This is a genomic window from Pseudomonas sp. NBRC 111127 (genome assembly GCF_001320345.1).
Lineage (GTDB): Bacteria > Pseudomonadota > Gammaproteobacteria > Pseudomonadales > Pseudomonadaceae > Aquipseudomonas > Aquipseudomonas juntendi.
In genome coordinates this window covers 1-18,781 of record NZ_BCBD01000051.1, presented here as the reverse complement: position 1 = coordinate 18,781, position 18,781 = coordinate 1, and the positions used below count along the sequence as shown (strand labels likewise).

14 protein-coding genes are annotated in these 18,781 nt (G+C 63.4%); 6 read left to right on the top strand and 8 right to left on the bottom strand.

What is annotated here, in order from left to right:
• The first annotated feature begins 52 nt into the window (after nt 1-52).
• A complete protein-coding gene (gene fadD1, locus APH30_RS12015) occupies nt 53-1,750 on the top strand; it encodes a long-chain-fatty-acid--CoA ligase FadD1 (RefSeq protein WP_009686764.1) in 1,698 nt (565 codons plus the stop codon).
• Nucleotides 1,751-1,900: 150 nt separating this feature from the next.
• On the opposite strand, the gene APH30_RS12010 is transcribed toward fadD1, so the two are convergent.
• From APH30_RS12010 to APH30_RS29085, 3 genes are all read right to left on the bottom strand, one after another.
• Nucleotides 1,901-3,208: an FAD-binding oxidoreductase gene (locus tag APH30_RS12010; protein ID WP_029885384.1), complete on the bottom strand. Its 1,308-nt coding sequence runs from the start codon at nt 3,206-3,208 to the stop codon at nt 1,901-1,903.
• Nucleotides 3,209-3,233: 25 nt separating this feature from the next.
• On the bottom strand, nt 3,234-4,598 hold the full coding sequence (locus tag APH30_RS12005) for a glutamine synthetase family protein (RefSeq protein WP_009686761.1): 1,365 nt from the start codon (nt 4,596-4,598) through the stop codon (nt 3,234-3,236).
• 85 nt (nt 4,599-4,683) lie between these two features.
• Nucleotides 4,684-4,848, bottom strand: a complete 165-nt coding sequence (locus APH30_RS29085) for a hypothetical protein (RefSeq protein ID WP_009686760.1) — start codon at nt 4,846-4,848, stop codon at nt 4,684-4,686.
• A gap of 320 nt (nt 4,849-5,168) precedes the next feature.
• Between APH30_RS29085 and hrpA the strand changes: the two genes are divergently transcribed.
• Nucleotides 5,169-9,074: an ATP-dependent RNA helicase HrpA gene (gene hrpA / locus APH30_RS11995; protein WP_054912664.1), complete on the top strand. Its 3,906-nt coding sequence runs from the start codon at nt 5,169-5,171 to the stop codon at nt 9,072-9,074.
• A gap of 156 nt (nt 9,075-9,230) precedes the next feature.
• Nucleotides 9,231-10,352, top strand: a complete 1,122-nt coding sequence (locus tag APH30_RS11990) for a beta-ketoacyl-ACP synthase III (protein ID WP_009686756.1) — start codon at nt 9,231-9,233, stop codon at nt 10,350-10,352.
• 212 nt (nt 10,353-10,564) lie between these two features.
• Here the strand turns inward: APH30_RS11990 and APH30_RS11985 are convergent, their stop codons facing one another.
• Complete coding sequence (locus APH30_RS11985; RefSeq protein WP_033691274.1) at nt 10,565-11,809, bottom strand: putative porin; 1,245 nt, start codon at nt 11,807-11,809, stop codon at nt 10,565-10,567.
• A gap of 261 nt (nt 11,810-12,070) precedes the next feature.
• On the opposite strand from APH30_RS11985, the gene APH30_RS11980 reads away from it, so the two are divergent.
• A complete protein-coding gene (locus tag APH30_RS11980) occupies nt 12,071-13,198 on the top strand; it encodes a GNAT family N-acetyltransferase (RefSeq protein WP_054912663.1) in 1,128 nt (375 codons plus the stop codon).
• A gap of 207 nt (nt 13,199-13,405) precedes the next feature.
• Here the strand turns inward: APH30_RS11980 and APH30_RS11975 are convergent, their stop codons facing one another.
• From APH30_RS11975 to APH30_RS11960, 4 genes are all read right to left on the bottom strand, one after another.
• Nucleotides 13,406-15,238, bottom strand: a complete 1,833-nt coding sequence (locus tag APH30_RS11975; RefSeq protein ID WP_054912662.1) for an ABC transporter ATP-binding protein — start codon at nt 15,236-15,238, stop codon at nt 13,406-13,408.
• A gap of 63 nt (nt 15,239-15,301) precedes the next feature.
• A complete protein-coding gene (locus APH30_RS11970; RefSeq protein ID WP_054912661.1) occupies nt 15,302-15,859 on the bottom strand; it encodes a peptidylprolyl isomerase in 558 nt (185 codons plus the stop codon).
• A complete protein-coding gene (locus APH30_RS11965; protein ID WP_009683101.1) occupies nt 15,853-16,665 on the bottom strand; it encodes an alpha/beta fold hydrolase in 813 nt (270 codons plus the stop codon). Before APH30_RS11965 ends, APH30_RS11970 begins: the two co-directional genes overlap by 7 nt.
• Before the next feature lie 13 nt (nt 16,666-16,678).
• Nucleotides 16,679-17,602, bottom strand: a complete 924-nt coding sequence (locus tag APH30_RS11960; RefSeq protein ID WP_009683100.1) for a LysR family transcriptional regulator — start codon at nt 17,600-17,602, stop codon at nt 16,679-16,681.
• A 48-nt stretch (nt 17,603-17,650) separates the two neighbouring features.
• On the opposite strand from APH30_RS11960, the gene APH30_RS11955 reads away from it, so the two are divergent.
• Together APH30_RS11955 and APH30_RS11950 are read left to right on the top strand one after the other, a co-directional pair.
• Nucleotides 17,651-17,965, top strand: coding sequence for a hypothetical protein (locus APH30_RS11955; protein WP_054890628.1), 315 nt, complete (start codon nt 17,651-17,653; stop codon nt 17,963-17,965).
• Nucleotides 17,966-18,075: 110 nt separating this feature from the next.
• A complete protein-coding gene (locus APH30_RS11950; RefSeq protein ID WP_054912660.1) occupies nt 18,076-18,675 on the top strand; it encodes an FMN-dependent NADH-azoreductase in 600 nt (199 codons plus the stop codon).
• Nucleotides 18,676-18,781: the final 106 nt, after the last annotated feature.

Sequence of the window (18,781 nt, the reverse complement as noted above, 5' to 3'; positions counted from 1 at the left end):
AGCGCATCGACGCGTGAATCGAACTTCGCTGTTGCTGAAGGAGTGGGCTTCCATGATCGAACATTTTTGGAAGGATAAGTACCCAGCCGGGATTACGGCGGAAATCAATCCTGACGAATTCCCCAATATCCAGGCAGTACTCAAGCAATCCTGCCAACGCTTTGCCGACAAACCGGCCTTTAGCAACCTGGGCAAGACTATCACTTATGGCGAGTTGTATGCGCTGTCGGGGGCTTTTGCCGCCTGGTTGCAGCAGCATACCGACCTCAAGCCGGGTGATCGCATTGCCGTGCAACTGCCCAATGTCCTGCAATACCCTGTCGCGGTGTTCGGTGCCATACGCGCCGGGCTGATCGTGGTCAACACCAACCCGCTGTACACCGCGCGGGAAATGGAACACCAGTTCAACGACTCTGGCGCCAAGGCCTTGGTGTGCCTGGCCAACATGGCCCACCTGGCTGAGAAAGTGGTGCCCAAGACCCAGGTCCGGCACGTCATCGTCACCGAAGTGGCCGACCTGTTGCCGCCGGTCAAGCGCTTGCTGATCAACAGCGTGATCAAGTACGTGAAGAAGATGGTACCGGCCTACCACCTGCCGCAGGCCGTGCGTTTCAACGCTGCGCTGGCACTGGGCAAGGGCCAGCCGGTAACCGAGGCCAACCCGCAGGCCAACGATGTGGCGGTGCTGCAGTACACCGGCGGCACCACTGGCGTGGCCAAGGGTGCCATGCTGACCCACCGCAACCTGGTGGCCAACATGCTGCAGTGCCGGGCGCTGATGGGCTCGAACCTGCACGAAGGCTGTGAAATTCTCATCACCCCGCTGCCGCTGTACCACATCTACGCGTTCACCTTCCATTGCATGGCGATGATGCTGATCGGCAACCACAACGTGTTGATCAGCAACCCGCGTGACCTGCCGGCGATGGTCAAGGAACTGGGCAAGTGGAAGTTCACCGGCTTTGTCGGCCTGAACACCCTGTTCGTTGCCCTGTGCAACAACGATGGGTTCCGTGCCCTGGACTTCTCGGCGTTGAAAATCACCTTGTCGGGCGGCATGGCCCTGCAGTTGAGCGTGGCCGAGCGCTGGAAGGCGGTGACCGGTTGCGCCATCTGCGAAGGCTACGGCATGACGGAAACCAGCCCGGTGGCCACGGTCAACCCTGCCGAAGCGAACCAGGTCGGCACCATTGGTATTCCGGTGCCGTCGACCCTGTGCAAGGTAATCGACGAGGCTGGTAACGAGTTGCCGTTGGGCGAAGTCGGCGAACTGTGCATCAAGGGCCCGCAGGTCATGAAGGGCTATTGGCAGCGCGAAGAGGCCACTGCCGAGATCCTCGACAACCAGGGTTGGCTGAAGACCGGCGACATCGCCTTGATCCAGCCCGACGGCTACATGCGTATCGTCGACCGCAAGAAGGACATGATCCTGGTCTCCGGCTTCAATGTGTACCCCAACGAGCTTGAAGATGTGCTTGCCGGCTTGCCTGGCGTGTTGCAGTGCGCGGCCATCGGGGTGCCGGACGAGAAGTCGGGCGAAGTGATCAAGGTGTTCATCGTGGTCAAGCCGGGCATGACCGTGACCAAGGAGCAGGTGATGGAGCACATGCGTGCCAACGTGACCGGCTACAAGGTGCCGCGCCATATCGAGTTCCGCGATGCGCTGCCGACCACCAACGTGGGCAAGATCCTGCGCCGCGAGCTGCGTGATGAAGAGCTGAAGAAGCAGGGCTTGAAGAAGATCGCCTGACCCTGCGCTGCCCCTGTAGGAGCGGCCTTGTGTCGCGATGCGCCGCGAAGCGGCCCCGTCCATTTCAGCGCCCATGCCGAGATCCAGGGGCCGCTTTGCGGCCCATCGCGACACAAGGCCGCTCCTACAGCGAGGGCATGGGTTTTGGGCTCAGCGCAGTTTTTCCAGCATCTGGTAATACCACATGCCGGCCGCCAGCAGCGGGTTGCCCAGCAAGTCACCCATTGGCACCCGCACATGCTTGCACTGGGCGAAGGTGTCGAACTGCTCGAGCGTACCGGTCAACGCCTCGGCCATGATTTCGCCCATGATGTGGCTGGTGGCAATGCCGTGCCCGGAATACCCCTGGCAATACCACACGTTGTCCGACAGCTTGCCCAGCTGTGGAATGCGGTTGACCACGATGCCCATGGCGCAGCTCCACTGGAACTCGATCGGCACGCCCTTCAATGCCGGGAACGTGCGCTCGATGCATGGCCGCAGTTCGCCTTCGATGTCCCGCGAGTCACGGCCGGAGTAGTTGGCGCCGCCACCGAATAGCAGGCGCTTGTCGGCTGTCAGGCGGTAATAGTCGAGCACGAAGCGGCAGTCGTACACCGCCAGGTCGTGGGGGTTGATCTGCTCGGCCAGTTCGCCCAGTGGCGCGGTGGTGACGATCCCGCCCATGGCCGGGAATATCTTGCCCTTGAGTTGGCGCTTTTCCAGCTTGTGGTACACATCGCCGGCCAGCATCACCTGGCGTGCCTCGACCCGGCCGTGGGCGGTAACCACCGCCGGGCGCGGGCCATGCACGATGTCCAGCACTTCGGAATTCTCGAACACCAGCGCGCCCAGGCCATGTGCGGCGCGGGCCTCACCCAGGCACAGGTTGAGCGGGTGCAGGTGCAGGTTGCGCAGGTTCTTCAAGGCCCCCATGTACAGCGGGCTCTGCAGGTGCTCAGCCACTGCCGCGCGGTCGAGCATTTGAACCTGCTCGCCCATGCCCCGGCGTTGCGCTTCGGCCTCGAACGCGCGCAGCTCGTTCATGTGCGAGGGTTTCATAGCGGCATGCAGGTGGCCACGCTTGAGGTCACAGTCGATGCCGTAGCGCGCTACGCGCTGCTCGATTACCTGGTGGCCACGCCAGCGCAGGTGCCAGATGAAGTCATCGACCTCGGCGCCCAGGTGGTTGCGCATCTGTGAGCGCATGGCTTCGTCGCCCGACAGGCTGCCAGTGACTTGGCCACCGTTACGGCCGCTGGCACCCCAGCCTATACGGTTGGTTTCGACGATGGCCACCTTGAGGCCGCGCTCGGCCAGCTCGACTGCCGTGGCCACGCCGGTGAAGCCGCCGCCGATGATTGCCACATCCACCTGCACCGTGCCCTTGAGTTGCGGGTACTCGGTAGGGTCGTTGAGGGTGGCGCTGTAGTAGGACGGCGCGCGCTGCGCCGGACCTTTGTGCAATGCTGCGTTCATGGGTGTTCCTTGAATGTTGAGGGGCTCAGGCCTGGTGCAGGTACCAGCGCCAGTCCTGTTCGCTGACTTCGGCCATGAACTGGCGGTACTCGGCGCGCTTGACCTTCAGGTACACGCCGAGGAAGTCCTCGCCCAATGCTTCGCGGGCCCAAGCCGATTGCTGCAAGGCGTCGAGCGCCGTCAGCCAGTCGGTGGGCAGGTGTTCGGTGGCCTGGGCATAACCGTTGCCTTGCACCGGTGCCCCTGGGTCCAGCTGCTCGCGAATGCCACGGTGGCTGGCTGCCAGGATCGCCGCCGCCGCCAGGTAGGGGTTGGCATCGGCGCCGCAGATGCGGTGCTCCACATGCCGGCTGTTGGCCGGGCCACCGGGTACGCGCAGGCTCACGGTGCGGTTGTCCACGCCCCAGGTGGGTGCCAGTGGTGCATAACTGTTGGCCTGGAAGCGGCGGAACGAATTGGCGTTGGGGCAGAACAGCAGCAGTGATTCGCGCAGGTGGCGCAGCATGCCGGCGACCGCCTGGCGCAGCAGCGGCGTGCCAGCCTTGTCGTCGCTGGCGAACAGATTGGTGCCGGCGTGGTCAGCCAGGCTCAGGTGCATGTGCATGCCAGTACCCGCCAGGTGCGCGAATGGCTTGGCCATGAAGCAGGCCTGCATGCCGTGGGCATGGGCCACGCCCTTGACCAGGCGCTTGTAGCGTACCGCCTGGTCCATGGCCTGCAGTGCGTCACCATGCTCCAGGGTGATTTCCACCTGGCCGGGGGCGTATTCGGAAATGGCCGTACGGGCCGGGATGCCCTGGGCTTTGCAGGCGGCATACAGATCGGCGAGAAACGGCTCGATCTGTTCCAGTTCGCGCAGGCCGTACACCTGGGTGCTGCGCGGGCGCCCGCCATCGTTGTCCAGTGCCGGTTGCGGGCGGCCTTGGGCGTCGCGTTGCTGGTCAAGCAGGTAGAACTCCAGTTCGCAGGCCATCACCGGGTGGTAGCCGTCGGCCTGCAGCGCCTCGATGGTGCGCAGCAGCACGTGGCGCGGGTCGGCGATGCTGGCAGGCAACCCCTCGCTCGGGTGCATGCTCACCTGCACCGCGGCGGTCGGCACCCGGCGCCAGGGCAACCTTGTCAGGCTGCCCTCGAGCGGGTAGGCGCGGCAGTCGATATCACCCACATCCCAGACCAGCCCGGAGTTTTCCACATCGTCGCCGTTCAGGGTCAGGCCGAGAATGGTACTGGGTAGCGGCCGGCCGCTCTGGTACACGGCCAGCAACTCGTCGCGGTGCAGCAGCTTGCCGCGGGGTACGCCGTTGGCGTCGAGAATGAACAGCTCGAACAACTCGATATCAGGGTTGTCGGCCAGAAAACGGGCGGCGTGCTCTACGGGGGCAAAATGCATGTTGGGTTCGCTCACGGCTGCGCAGGGCCACCGCACTGGCGGGCGGCCCGGCTGGGGAAAACGGCCAGAGGCTGGCCGGGTTTGGTCACAACGGCGTGAGGGCGGTATCCGGTGGGCGGGCGTGGCGGCAGTGCCACAAGGCCCAGAAGGCGAGGATGATGTGCACCAGCGGGTTTTCCCCGGCACGGCTGCGGGCCTTCGGTAGCGAAGGGCGCGGCAACGGTGGGGCGATGGGCTGGGCGGGCGTCATGGTTTTGATACTCACATGCGGCGTAAGGGTGATTAAAGCAGTGAATGGCAACCTTCACATAAGGACTTGCTAAACTTTCAGCCACTGTGCGATCCCTTGTAGGAGCGGCCTTGCGTCGCGATGGGCTGCGGTAGCAGCCCCAAAATCTGCGCCCCGGCACAAAACCACGGGGCTGCTGCGCAGCCCATCGCGACGCAAGGCCGCTCCTACACGGTGCGCGCCAGCCTGGACAGCAAAACAGGCGCAAATCTGCGACAATCGCGCATCCTCAGAATGCCGATCATGAAAAAGCAGGCTCACCTGCATCATTAAAAAGCCCCATGACTGACCACGCCATCGACAAATTGCTGCACAACCTCGACCACGCCATGATTGCCGACCGCCACCGCTTGCGGCGGCAATTGCATGAGCTGCGCAAGCGCCCAGACGAGGCCAAGCTGGCGCATTGGGTGGACAAGGTCCAGGCCTCTTGTGCCCAGGTTACCGCGCGCCAGCAGAGCGTGCCGGTCGTGCGTTACGACGACAATCTGCCGATCGCTGCCAAACGCGACGAAATCAAGAAGGCCCTCGCCGAACACCAGGTGCTGGTGATCGCCGGTGAAACCGGTTCGGGCAAGACCACGCAGTTGCCGAAGATCTGCCTGGAACTGGGCCGTGGCAGCCATGGCCTGATTGCCCACACCCAGCCACGGCGCATTGCCGCGCGCAGCGTGGCGGCGCGGGTGGCCGAAGAGCTGGGTACGCCGCTGGGTGGGTTGGTCGGCTACCAAGTCCGTTTCGAAGACCAGAGCGACGCCAACACCCTGGTCAAGCTGATGACCGACGGCATCCTGCTGGCCGAAACCCAGCATGACCGCTTTCTCGAACGCTACGACACGATCATCGTCGACGAAGCCCACGAGCGCAGCCTGAACATCGACTTCCTGCTCGGCTACCTGAAGACCTTGCTGCACCGCCGGCCCGAACTGAAGCTGATCATCACCTCGGCGACCATCGACCTGGAGCGCTTCTCCAAACACTTCGACAATGCGCCGATCATCGAGGTGTCTGGCCGCACCTTCCCGGTGGAAACCTGGTACCGCCCGCTGACCAGCGAGCAGGACGAAGAGGGCAACCAGATCGAGGACGACCTGACGGTCGACCAGGCGATTCTCGCCACCCTCGACGAGCTGGCCCAGCATGAGCGCAGCCAAGGCAAAGGCCCTGGCGACGTGTTGATCTTCCTGCCGGGCGAGCGGGAAATCCGCGATGCCGCCGAGATCCTGCGCAAGGCGCAACTGCGCCATACCGAGATTCTGCCGCTTTACGCGCGTCTGTCGCCGGCCGAGCAGCAGCGCATCTTCCAGCCGCACACCGGGCGCCGGGTGGTGCTGGCCACCAACGTCGCCGAAACCTCGCTGACCGTGCCGGGCATTCGCTATGTGATCGACACCGGTACTGCGCGCATCAGCCGCTACAGCTACCGCGCCAAGGTTCAGCGCCTGCCCATCGAGGCGGTGTCGCAGGCCAGTGCCAACCAGCGTAAAGGCCGTTGCGGCCGGGTTGAGCCGGGCATTTGCGTGCGCTTGTACAGCGAAGAGGATTTCAACAGCCGGCCGGCGTTCACCGACCCGGAAATCCTGCGTACCAACCTGGCGGCGGTGATTCTGCAAATGCTGCACCTGCGCCTGGGTGCCATTGACGCCTTCCCGTTCATCGAGCCGCCAGATGGCAAGGCCATCAGCGACGGCTTCAACCTGTTGCAGGAACTGTCGGCGGTCAACCGCGAGAACCAGCTAACGCCTATCGGTCGCCAGTTGGCGCGCCTGCCCATCGACCCGCGGCTAGGCCGCATGCTGCTGGAGGGCGCACGCCAGGGTAGCTTGCAGGAAGTGTTGATCGTCACCAGTGCGTTGTCGGTGCAGGACCCGCGCGAACGCCCGCCCGAGCGCCAGCAGGCGGCGGACCAGGCGCACGCGCAATGGAAGGATGTGGACTCCGACTTCGCCGCGTTGGTGAATTTGTGGCGCGGCTTTGAAGAACAGCGCCAGGCGCTGACCGCCAACCCGTTGCGCAACTGGTGCCGCAAGCACTTTCTCAATTACCTGCGCCTGCGCGAATGGCGCGATGCCCATCGCCAGCTGGCATTGATTTGCCGTGACCTGCAACTGACGGTGAACAAGGAACCGTCCGACTACCAGAAGTTTCACAAGGCCATCCTCAGCGGCCTGCTCAGCCAGATCGGCCACAAGACCGAAGAGGGCGACTACCAGGGGGCTCGCCAGCGGCGCTTCTGGGTACACCCGTCGTCGGGCCTGGGGCGTAAGCGCCCGCAGTGGGTGATGGCCGCCGAGTTGGTCGAAACCACCAAGTTGTATGCACGCGTGGTGGCCCGGATCGAACCGGACTGGATCGAGCCGCTGGCCGGCCACCTGGTCAAGAAGAACCACTTCGAGCCGCACTGGGAGAAAAAGCGCGGGCAGGTCGTGGCCTATGAGCAGATCACCTTGTACGGCCTGATTCTGGTCGGGCGGCGCCCGGTGCACTTTGGCCCGATCGACCCGGCCACCTCGCGTGAGCTGTTCATCCGCGAGGGCCTGGTAGGCGGCGAGATCCAGTCGCGGGCCAAATGCCTGGCGGCCAACAAGCGCCTGCTGGAGCAGCTTGATGAGCTGGAGGCCAAAGCGCGTCGGCGCGATATTCTCGCCGATGAAGAAACGCTGTATGCGTTCTACGAGGCGCGCCTGCCCGAAGAGATTCACCAGACCGCGACCTTCGATGCCTGGTACCGCATGGGCAGCCAGAAGGACGCCAACCTGCTGATCATGCGCGAAGAGGACGTGCTGGCGCGTGAGGCCAGCGAGGTCACGGCGGCCCAGTACCCCGACAGCCTGCAGGTGGGCGAACTGCGCCTGCCGCTGACCTATCACTTTGAACCGGGGCACCCGCGCGATGGCGTGACCGTGCGCGTGCCTGCGCCGTTGTTGCCGAACCTGCCGGGTGAACGCCTCGAGTGGCTGGTGCCAGGCCTGCTCGAAGCCAAGTGCGTGGCGCTGGTACGCAACCTGCCCAAGGCCCTGCGCAAGAACTTCGTGCCGGTGCCCGACTTCGTCAAGGCGTCGCTGGCACGCATGCCGTTCGCCCAGGGGGCCTTGCCCCAGGCCCTGGGCCAGGAATTGCTGCGCATGACCGGTGTGCGTGTAGCCGACGAGGCCTGGGCCGAGTCGGTGAGCCTGGTCGAGGGCCACCTGCGCATGAATATCGAGGTGGTCGACGGCCAGGGCAAGTTCCTGGGCGAGGGCCGCGACCTGGCCGAGCTGACTGCCCGTTTTGCCGCCGCCAGCCAGGCCGCGTTGGCCGTACCGCGCACGGCTGACGCCGAAAAGCCGGTGCAGGCCAAGGCCTTCAGCCCCGTGGCGCAGACCACCCAGCAAAAGATCGCCGGCTTGTCGATGACGGTCTACCCGGCATTGGTGGACGAAAACGGCACGGTGCGCGAAGGCCGCTTCTCGACCCAGGCCGAAGCCGAGTTCCAGCACCGCCGTGCCTTGCAGCGGCTGCTGCTGCAGCAACTGGCCGAGCCGGCCAAGTTCCTGCGGGGCAAGCTGCCGGGGCTGACCGAACTGGGCCTGCTGTACCGCGAGCTGGGGCGTGTCGAAGCGCTGGTCGAGGACATTTTGCTGGCCAGCCTGGACAGCTGCATCCTCGAGGGTGAACACCCCTTGCCACGCGAGGGTGCGGCCTTGGCGGGGCTGGCCGAACGCAAGCGCGGCAGTTGGGCCGAGCACGCCGAGCGCCTGGCCCGGCAGACGCTGGAAGTGTTGAAGCTGTGGCACGGCCTGCAGAAGCGCTTCAAGGGCAAGATCGACCTCAGCCAGGCCGTGGCGCTGAATGACATCAAGCAGCAGTTGGGCAACCTGGTGTACCCAGGGTTCGTGCGTGAAACCCCGGCCACCTGGTTCAAGGAACTGCCGCGTTACCTCAAGGCAGTGGAACTGCGCCTGGAGAAACTCGGTGCGCAGGTGCAGAAGGACCGGGTATGGAGCGGCGAGCTGGCCAACCTGTGGGCGCAGTACAAGGCCCGCGCCGACAAGCATGCCCAGGAGGGCAAGCGCGATGAGCAACTGACCCTGTACCGTTGGTGGCTGGAGGAGTACCGGGTGTCACTGTTCGCTCAGCAACTGGGCACCAAAGTGCCGATTTCTGACAAAAGATTGAGCAAGCAGTGGGGCCAGGTGGAAGGCTAAACTTCCACAGTTGTGGCAGTATTGATGCAATTTGGGGCCGCCTGGCGGCCCTTCGCGGGTGAGCCCCTCGCCCCTAACTTGGCACTAAAGTGCCACTAGGCTGTCCTATTCCCGCCAGCGCCCCCGTGGCGATGGCCTTCGAACAGAGGAACGACCGTGCATAACGTCGTGATCAGCGGCACCGGCCTGTACACCCCGGCCCAGAGTATTTCCAACGAAGAACTGGTGGCCTCCTTCAACGCCTGGTCCCAGCAGTTCAACCAGGACAACGCCGCCGCCATCGAGCGTGGCGAAGTCGAAGCGGCGCCCTTGTCGGATGCCGCGTTCATCGAAAAGGCCTCGGGCATCAAGAGCCGCTTCGTCATGGACAAGGCCGGCATCCTCGACCCGCAGCGCATGAAGCCGCGCCTGCCGGAGCGTTCCAACGACGAACCCTCGGTGCTTTGCGAAATGGCCGTGGCCGCTGCCCACCAGGCCTTGCAGCGTGCGGGCCGCACGGCTGCCGATATCGACGGCGTGATCGTCGCCTGCTCCAACCTGCAGCGCCCGTACCCGGCCATCGCCATCGAAGTGCAGCAGGCGCTGGGCATTCAGGGCTTCGCCTTCGACATGAACGTAGCCTGTTCCTCGGCCACGTTCGGCATTCAGACCGCAGCCAACAGCGTGGCCCTGGGCCAGGCGCGTGCAGTACTGATGGTAAACCCCGAGGTGTGCACCGGGCACTTGAACTTCCGTGACCGCGACAGCCACTTCATCTTCGGTGATGCGGCCACCGCCGTGGTGCTCGAGCGCGCCGACAAGGCCAGCTCGGCGCACCAGTTCGATATCGTCAGCAGCAAGCTGTGGACCGAATTCTCCAACAATATCCGCAACAATTTCGGCTTCCTCAACCGTGCCGCGGAAGAGGGGCAGGGCGCTGCGGACAAGCTGTTCATCCAGGAAGGCCGCAAGGTGTTCCGCGAGGTGTGCCCGAAAGTGGCCGAACTGATCGGTGAGCACCTGCAGGAAAACGGCCTGAACCCAAGCGATGTGAAGCGCTTCTGGTTGCACCAGGCCAACCTCAGCATGAACCACCTGATCGTCAAGAAGCTGCTGGGGCGAGAAGTGGCCGAGGAAGACGCCCCGGTGATTCTGGACCGTTACGCCAATACCAGCTCGGCAGGCTCGGTCATTGCCTTCCACCTGTACCAGGATGACCTGGCCAAGGGCGCCTTGGGGGTGTTGAGCTCGTTCGGTGCGGGGTATTCGATTGGCAGTGTGATCCTGCGCAAGCGCTGATTACCTGGTCTGATCCGAGATAGCCGGGGCCGCTTTGCGGCCCGATCGCGACACAAGGCCGCTCCTACAGCAAATCGCGTACCTGCAAAGGGCGCATTCCCCTGTAGGAGCGGCCTTGTGTCGCGATGGGCTGCAAAGCAGCCCCAGCTATTTCACAGGCAAAAAAGAGCGGGAAACGCCGGATGGGGTCGGCATTCCCCGCTGTTGCGTGTTTAGAACTTGGCTTCCAGGTCCAGCTGCAGGGTATCCACGTCCGCATTGCTGTTGGGCAGGTTGGAGTAGTCGGTCTTGGCCATCAGGTAGGTTGCACCTACGCCGAAGTTCTTGTCGATTTCATAACCGACCTTGAACTTGTGGCCACGCGAACCTGTGAAGCCGGCACCGAAGTCAGAGTCGGTGAACAGGCTGACCACACCGTTACGCTGCACGTCGCGGTAGTTGTAGTCCAGGCTCCAGGCGCCGATCTTGCTCTTCAGACCGGCCAGCCAGGCTTTGTCCTTGCCGTCGGTGCTTTCGGTATTCTTGACGAACTGGCCGTAGGCAGACAGCGGTATGGCAAAGCCGGTGAAGTCGACCTGACCGAAGCCTTCCACCAGGTTGAACTCATTGGTGGTGTTGCCCAGCGAGGCCAGGGCGGCCGAAGCCTTGTCGTTGTCGTAGCCGTAGATGCTGCCGCCCACGGTCACCTTGACGGTGTCGGCTGCGTTGAACCTGGTGCCCAGCTGGCCTGCGTACAGCTGCGCGTCATGCTTGAACTGCACGCCGTCGCCATCGACGTTGTCTTTCAGGTTGTAGTGACCAAGGCTGCCGAAGACTTCAGCCGGGCCAACGTTCATCTTGTAGGTAGCTGCCACACCTTCCGGGTTGATGTCGCTGTCCCAGATGATGTCGCCCATGCTGACCCACGGCTGGTTCATCTTGCCGCCGATCAGGTGCAGGTTGGGCACGGCAGTCGGGTGCCAGTCGAGGTAGGCCAGGTCGACCCACAGCGATTTCTTCTCGAAGTAGTTGTCCAGGCTCTGGTTGGTCGAGCGGGCATCGGCGCTGCTGCCGGTGGCCACACGCACGCCGGCGTCGACTTGCGGGTTGATCTCGCTGTAGAAGCCGACACGGGCACGTACGCGCTCACGGTCCTGGTTGCCACTGCGGGAGATCGGGTTGTCGACGTTGACGTCTTCGTAACGCAGGCGCACATCGCCCTTGATCTGGGTCTTGGCGGCCCATGCCACTTTTTGTTCGAAGGCGCTCATACGTTCGGACTGAGCTTTCTGGTCGGCCTTTTCCTTGGTTTCTTTTGCCAGATCGCCTTGCAGTTCATTGTACTGCGCCTGGTTGATCGAGCCGTTGGCGCGCAGCATTTCGAGCAGCTTGGCGTCGACAGCAGCACTGGCCGGGGCGCTCAGGGCCAGCATCATGCCGGTGAGGCTCATTCCGGTAAGTGTAGAAACAAGACGCATAAGGTTCTCCCTACTGAAAAAATGGGGGAGGCTCAAGCGCCTGCCCCTGTGTTGGCATGTCTTCGGAAAGGGCCTGAATAGACAGGTTCTGGTGTTCCGGAAAACAGGCGCAAGTATTGCGAGGGGCGGTGACAGATTAATGTCTGATTAGTGGCACTGTTGTTAAGTAAGTGAGAAGAAAAGGGGCAGCCTGGCGTTCATCATTTGAGTGACGCGCCTGGGTTGGGGATACTGAACGCCTCCCGACTGCGAGCCAAAACCGTGACCAGCCTGTACAGCCTTGCCCATTTGCGTGATCTTCCGGCGGCCACCTGGGATGCCTTGGTGCCTGCCGGCCAACCCTTCCTGCGCCACGGCTTTCTCAGCGCCATGGAGGACAGCGCCAGCGTTGCTCCCCAGACGGGGTGGGCTGCCGAGCACCTGGTGCTGGAGCGTGACGGGCAGGTGCGGGCGCTGTTGCCGGCCTACCGCAAGTGGCATTCGTTTGGCGAGTACGTGTTCGACCACGGTTGGGCCGATGCCTGTGAGCGGGCCGGCATTGCCTATTACCCCAAGTTGCTGGGGGCGGTCCCGTTCAGCCCGGTCAGCGGCCCGCGTTTGCTGGCCGACGACCCGGCCGATGGGCTGCTGTTGCTGCAGGCGTTACCTGAGTACCTGGGCAAGGGCGGGCTGTCGGGTGCCCACATCAATTTCACCGATGCGGCGCTGGACCAGCAGTTGGCCGGCCTGCCGGGCTGGCTGGAGCGCCTGGGCTGCCAGTTTCACTGGCAAAACCGCGGCTACCGCGACTTTCAGGACTTTCTCGACAGCCTCAGCTCGCGCAAGCGTAAGCAGATGCGCAAGGAGCGCGAGCAGGTGGCGGGGCAGGGCATCGATTTTCGGTGGTACCGGGGCAATGAACTGGACGAGGCGCAATGGGACTTCGTGTTCCGCTGCTACGCCAACACCTATGCCGTACGGCGCCGTGCGCCCTACCTGACCCGTGCGTTCTTCAGCCTGCTTGCCGAGCGTATGCCCGAGGCGCTACGGGTAGTGATGGCCCGCCAGGGCGGGCGGGATGTGGCCATGGCCTTGAGCCTGGTGGGGGGTGACAGCTTGTTTGGCCGCTATTGGGGCTGCCTGGACGAATTCGACCGGCTGCATTTCGAAACCTGTTTCTACCAGGGCATGGACTTCGCCATTGCCGAAGGTTTGCAGCGCTTCGATGCCGGTGCGCAAGGTGAACACAAGCTGATTCGCGGGTTTGAGCCGGTGCTGACGCGGTCGTGGCATTACCTGCTGCACCCTGGGTTGCGGCGGGCGGTGGAGGATTTCCTGGCGCAGGAGCGGGAGGGGGTGAAGGGGTATGCCGAGGAGGCGCGGGGGATGTTGCCTTACCGCCGGGACTGAGAGACTTGTATTGCTTGTAATGGCCCTATCGCTGGCAAGCCAGCTCCCACAGAGAGCGCCTCAGGGCTGACAGATGCTGTGGCGAGCACCTGGCAACCCTGGTGCCCTTGCCAGAAACCATAGAATCTCCCACAGGATCACCCCACACCTTGAAATCTGTGGGTACCTGTGGGAGCTGGCTTGCCAGCGATAGGGCCATTACAGGCGTCAGTCAACCCCGACAAAGCCCCCGGTCTGGTGGTGCCACAACCGGGCATACAGCCCCTGCTGTTGCAGCAGTTCACTGTGGCTGCCAAGTTCGACAATGCGCCCTTTGTCCAGCACCACCAGCCGGTCCATCCGGGCAATGGTGGAAAGCCGGTGGGCAATGGCGATCACCGTCTTGCCCTGCATCAGCGTCTCCAGGCTTTCCTGGATTGCTGCCTCGACCTCAGAGTCCAGCGCCGACGTGGCTTCGTCCATGATCAGGATCGGCGCATTCTTCAGCAGTACCCGGGCAATCGCGATACGCTGGCGCTGGCCGCCCGACAACTTGACCCCGCGTTCGCCCACATGGGCATCGAAACCGCTGCGGCCCTGGGCATCCGAGAGCTGTGGGATGAATTCGTCGGCGCGGGCCCGGTGCACGGCTTCCTGAAGTTCGGCATCGCTGGCGCCGGGGCGGCCGTACAGCAGGTTGTCGCGGATGGAACGGTGCAGCAACGAGGTGTCCTGGGTGATCATGCCGATCTGCGCGCGCAGGCTGGCCTGGCTGACTTCGGCAATGTCCTGGCCGTCGCTCAGGATGCGCCCGCCCTGCACGTCGTACAGCCGTAGCAGCAGGTTGACCAGGGTCGACTTGCCAGCCCCGGAAGGGCCGATCAAGCCGATTTTCTCGCCGGGGCGGATGTCCAGGTTCAGGCCTTCGATCACGTTGCCGGCCTTGCCGTAATGAAAGTCGACATTGTCGAAACGTACCGCGCCACGGCTGACTTTCAGGGCCGGGGCGTTGGGCCGGTCGGTGACGGTGACAGGCTGGGCGATGGTCTGCAGGCCATCCTGGACCATGCCGATGTTTTCGAAGATGCCGTTGACCACCCACATGATCCAGCCGGACATGTTGACGATGCGGATCACCAGGCCCGTGGCCAGGGCAATGGCGCCGACGGTGATCAGCGATTGGCTCCACAGCCACAGCGCCAGGCCGGTGGTGCTGACCACCAGCAGGCCGTTGAGGGTGGTGATGACCACATCCATGCTGGTAACCACCCGCGAGGCCAGCTGGGTTTTCTCGGTCTGTTCGCGGATCGCTTCGCGCGCGTACTGCTGCTCGTGATCGGTGTGGGCGAACAGCTTCAACGTGGCGATGTTGGTATAGCCGTCCACGATACGCCCCATCAGTTTGGAGCGGGCGTCGGATGAGATCACCGAGCGCTCTTTCACCCGGGGTACGAAGTAGCACAGCGCGCCGATGTAGCCGACGATCCACAGCAGCAGTGGCAGCATCAGGCGCCAGTCGGCCTCGGCGAACAGCACCAGCGAGGTAACGGCGTAGATCAGCACATGCCACAGCGCGTCCACCGCCTGCACGGCGGAATCACGCAGCGAGTTGCCGGTTTGCATGATGCGTTGGGCAATGCGCCCGGCAAAGTCGCTCTGGAAAAAGTTCAGGCTCTGCTTGAGCACGTAGCTGTGGTTTTGCCAGCGGATCAGGCTGGTCATGCCGGGGTTGATGGTCTGGTGCACCAGCAGGTCGTGCAGGCCGAAGAACAGCGGCCGCAGCAGCAGGATCACGACCAGCATCCAGGCCAGCTCGCCCTTGTGCTCACTGAAGAAATTGACGTTGGGTGTGCCCTGGGCCAGGTCGATGATGCGGCTGAGGTAGCTGAACATCGCTACCTCGATCAGCGAGGCGAACAGGCCGACCACCAGCAGCGCCAGGAAGCTGGGCCAGACCTGGCGCAGGTAATACAGGTAGAACGCCCACACGGTGCTCGGCGGCGATTCGCTGGGTGCTTCGCGGAAGATGTCGATCAGTTGCTCGAAACGACGGTACAGCATGGGTAGCGACACTCCTGTTCCAGCCTGCCTTCAGGCGGTTGCACGTCCCTGTGCAGCCTGCGGTCAGTCGATACGTTTGGCCGACTTGATGAACACCGGGTCAGCCGGCACATCGCGCATGCCTTTCTTCACGGTAGTGGGCGAGTTGACGATCTGGTCGACCACCTCCATGCCTTTGGTTACCTTGCCGAACACGGCGTAACCGGCATCGCGGCCCGGGTTGAGGAAATCGTTGTCGGCGACATTGATGAAGAACTGGCTGGTAGCCGAGTTGGGGTTGGAGGTGCGTGCCATCGACAGGGTGCCGCGGGTGTTCTGCAAGCCATTGCTGGCTTCGTTCTTGATCGGGTCCTTGGTTTCTTTCTGCACCATCTGCTCGGTAAAGCCGCCACCCTGGACCATGAAGCCGGGGATTACCCGGTGGAAAATGGTGTTGTTGTAGAAGCCGCTGTCGACGTACTGCAGGAAGTTCTTCGTGCTGACCGGTGCCTTCTCGGCGTTCAGCTCGATTTCGACCTGGCCGAAGCTGGTGTCCAGCAGCACGTGCGGGGTCTTGTCGGAGGCCATGACGCTGGTGGCGAAGGCGAGTGAGCAAGCGGTGAGCAGGAGTTTTTTCAGCATGGGCTCAAAGATCCTTGAGGGGTGGAAGCGGCTGCGAGGAACTGCAGCAGGGTCTGGTTGAAGACCTCGGGTTGATCGAGGGGTGTAGCGTGCCGGGAATCGTCGACGACGACCAGCCTGGCGTTGGGGATCAGGGCGACGTAGCGTTGTTTCAGTTGTATCGGGGTGTAATCGTGGTCGGCGGCAATCACCAGGGTAGGACACTGGATCTGGCCGATGCGTTCCTGCACGCCCCAGTCGACGATGGCATCGAAGCTTTTGAGGTAGGCGCGCTTGTCGTTGCGCGCCCAGCGCTGGGCCATTTTCTGCCGCAGCGCGGCCTGCTCGGGTTTGGGGAACAGCCGTTCGGCCAGGCCTTTGCCCACGGTTTCGACACTCAGGACGCGTGCCAGGCCCCAGCGCTTGAGCCACCACAACCAGTCGCTGCGGCTGCGGCGCTTGACCTCGGGGGCACTGTTGACGATGCACAGGCTGCGCAGCCACTGAGGGTGGTCGACGGCAAACTGGAAGCCGACCATGCCGCCCATCGACAGGCCAACGAAGTGCACCGGGCCGGTGTGCAGGTGTTCGAGCAGGGCCAGCAGGTCGGCACTGAAGGTTGCAATGTGGTAGCCGTCCTGTGGCTTGTCGGAGCGGCCGTGGCCACGGATGTCCATGAGGATCACCCGGTAGTGCTGGCTGAGCACGGGCACCTGAAGCTCCCAGTCCTGGCTGCTGGAGCCCAGCCCATGCAACAACACCAGGGGTTGGCCTTGGCCGTATTCCTGATAATGCAGCGTGCATCCTTCGTGTTCGAAGTAGGCCATGGGCGCGGTCCTTTCAAGCTTGTGGGGGGGCTGCGAAGGGCACGTCCAGCGGCGCAGTGTCGAAGTTGCGCAGCAAATCGATGAGAATCTGCGTGGCCGGGCCCAGGGTCTTTTCCTTGCTCGAATAAAGGTAGAACAGTGGGTGGCGGCTGCCACCCTGGTCCAGCGGCAATGGCTTGAGTACGCCTTCGCGCAGCTCGCGCTCGATCATGTGCCGGGGCAGCCAGGCAAAGCCCAGGCCGCTGCTGACGAAGGTGGCGGCGGTGCCCAGGCTACCGACGGTCCAGCGCTGTTCGGCACCCAGCCAGCCAACGTCGCGTGGCTGGGCCCGGCCAGAGTCGCGGATCACCACTTGCAGCTGGCTTTCCAGGTCCTGGAAGGTCAGTTCACGGCCCAGGCGGTGCAAGCTGTGTTCGGGGTGGGCAACGGCAACGAATTCCACGGCACTCAGCTCGGCGCCCAGGTAGCCGCCGATGCTGTAGCTGCTGATGGCCAGGTCGGCGATGCCTTCGTGCATCACTTCTTCCACGCCCGACAGCACTTCTTCACGCAGGCGCACGCGGCAGCCACGGCTTTGCGGCATGAAGGCGGCCAGCGCGCGCACCAGCCGGGCGCTGGGGTAGGCGGCGTCGACCACCAGGCGTACTTCGGCCTCCCAGCCCTGCTCCATGTGGTGGGCCAGGTCCTCAAGCTGGCTGGCCTGCTTGACCAGGTGACGCGAGCGGCGCAGCAGCACACTGCCGGCTTCGGTCAGCACCGCCTTGCGGCCGTCGATGCGCAACAAGGGCACGCCCAGTTGTTCCTGCATGCGGGCCACGGTGTAGCTGACCGAAGATTGCGAGCGGTGCAGGGCCTCCGCGGCCTGGGCAAACCCGCCATGGTCGACCACTGCTTGCAGGGTCCGCCACTGGTCAAGGGTTACGCGCGGCGCTTTCATCTTTCGCTCCTGTTGTCCTAAGCTGCGCTCTTTGCAAGGAGAGCGGCCATGAAGAAATGTTGTGCGGCAATATTGATGTGCCTGCCCCTCGGGGCCATGGCTTATCCCATCGATGTGGACAAGGACCTGGACGGGGTCAAGCTCGACTACACCGCCTACGACACCGCCTACGACATTGGCGCCATTACCCTGAACAACTATGGGCAGGTCGCGGCGGCCTGCAAGGTGACCTTCCGTAATGGCCCGGAGGCGCCACGGGTGCGCCGGGTGAACGTAGCGGCCGGGAAAAGCGCCGACGTTACGGCCAAATTCAACCGGCAGATCATCAAGCTGCGCATCACCTTGCAATGCCGTGCGGAATAAACTGATTAATCGATAGGTTGAACCCACTTTTTACGCTTTTTTATCGATAGGTCAAGCCTTAATCTCACCTCCATCGAATCGCAACCCTTTTGCCGATGGAGGCACCGCTCATGGCCCACGTACTGATCATCGAAAGCAGCGCCCGCCAGCAGGATTCCGTTTCCCGCCAGCTGACCCAGGACTTCATTGCGCACTGGCAAGCTGCCCACCCGGCCGATCACATCACGCTGCGCGACCTGGCGCTGAACCCGGTGCCGCACCTGGATGCCAACCTGCTGGGCGGCTGGATGAAGCCCGAAGCGCAGCGCAGCGCTGCCGAGCTGGAGGCCCTGGCCCGCTCCAACGAACTGACCGACGAATTGCTGGCGGCCGATGTGCTGGTAATGGCTGCCCCCATGTACAACTTCACCATCCCCAGTACCCTGAAGGCCTGGCTGGACCATGTGCTGCGTGCCGGCATCACCTTCAAGTACACCCCGACTGGCCCGCAAGGTCTGCTGACCGGCAAGCGCGCCATTGTCCTGACCGCCCGTGGCGGCATCCATGCTGGTGCCAGCAGCGACCACCAGGAACCGTATCTGCGGCAGGTGATGGCCTTCATCGGTATTCACGATGTCGACTTCATCCATGCTGAGGGCCTGAACATGAGCGGCGAGTTCCACGAAAAGGGCCTCAACCAGGCCAAGGCCAAACTGGCGGCGGTGGCCTGAGCGTTATCGAATTCCCAACCCTGACACCTGTTTTTGCTCCTTTGGGTGTACCTGCCCGGCCTTGGTGGCCGGGCTTTTTTATGCCTGGTGTTTTGTGGATGGCTGT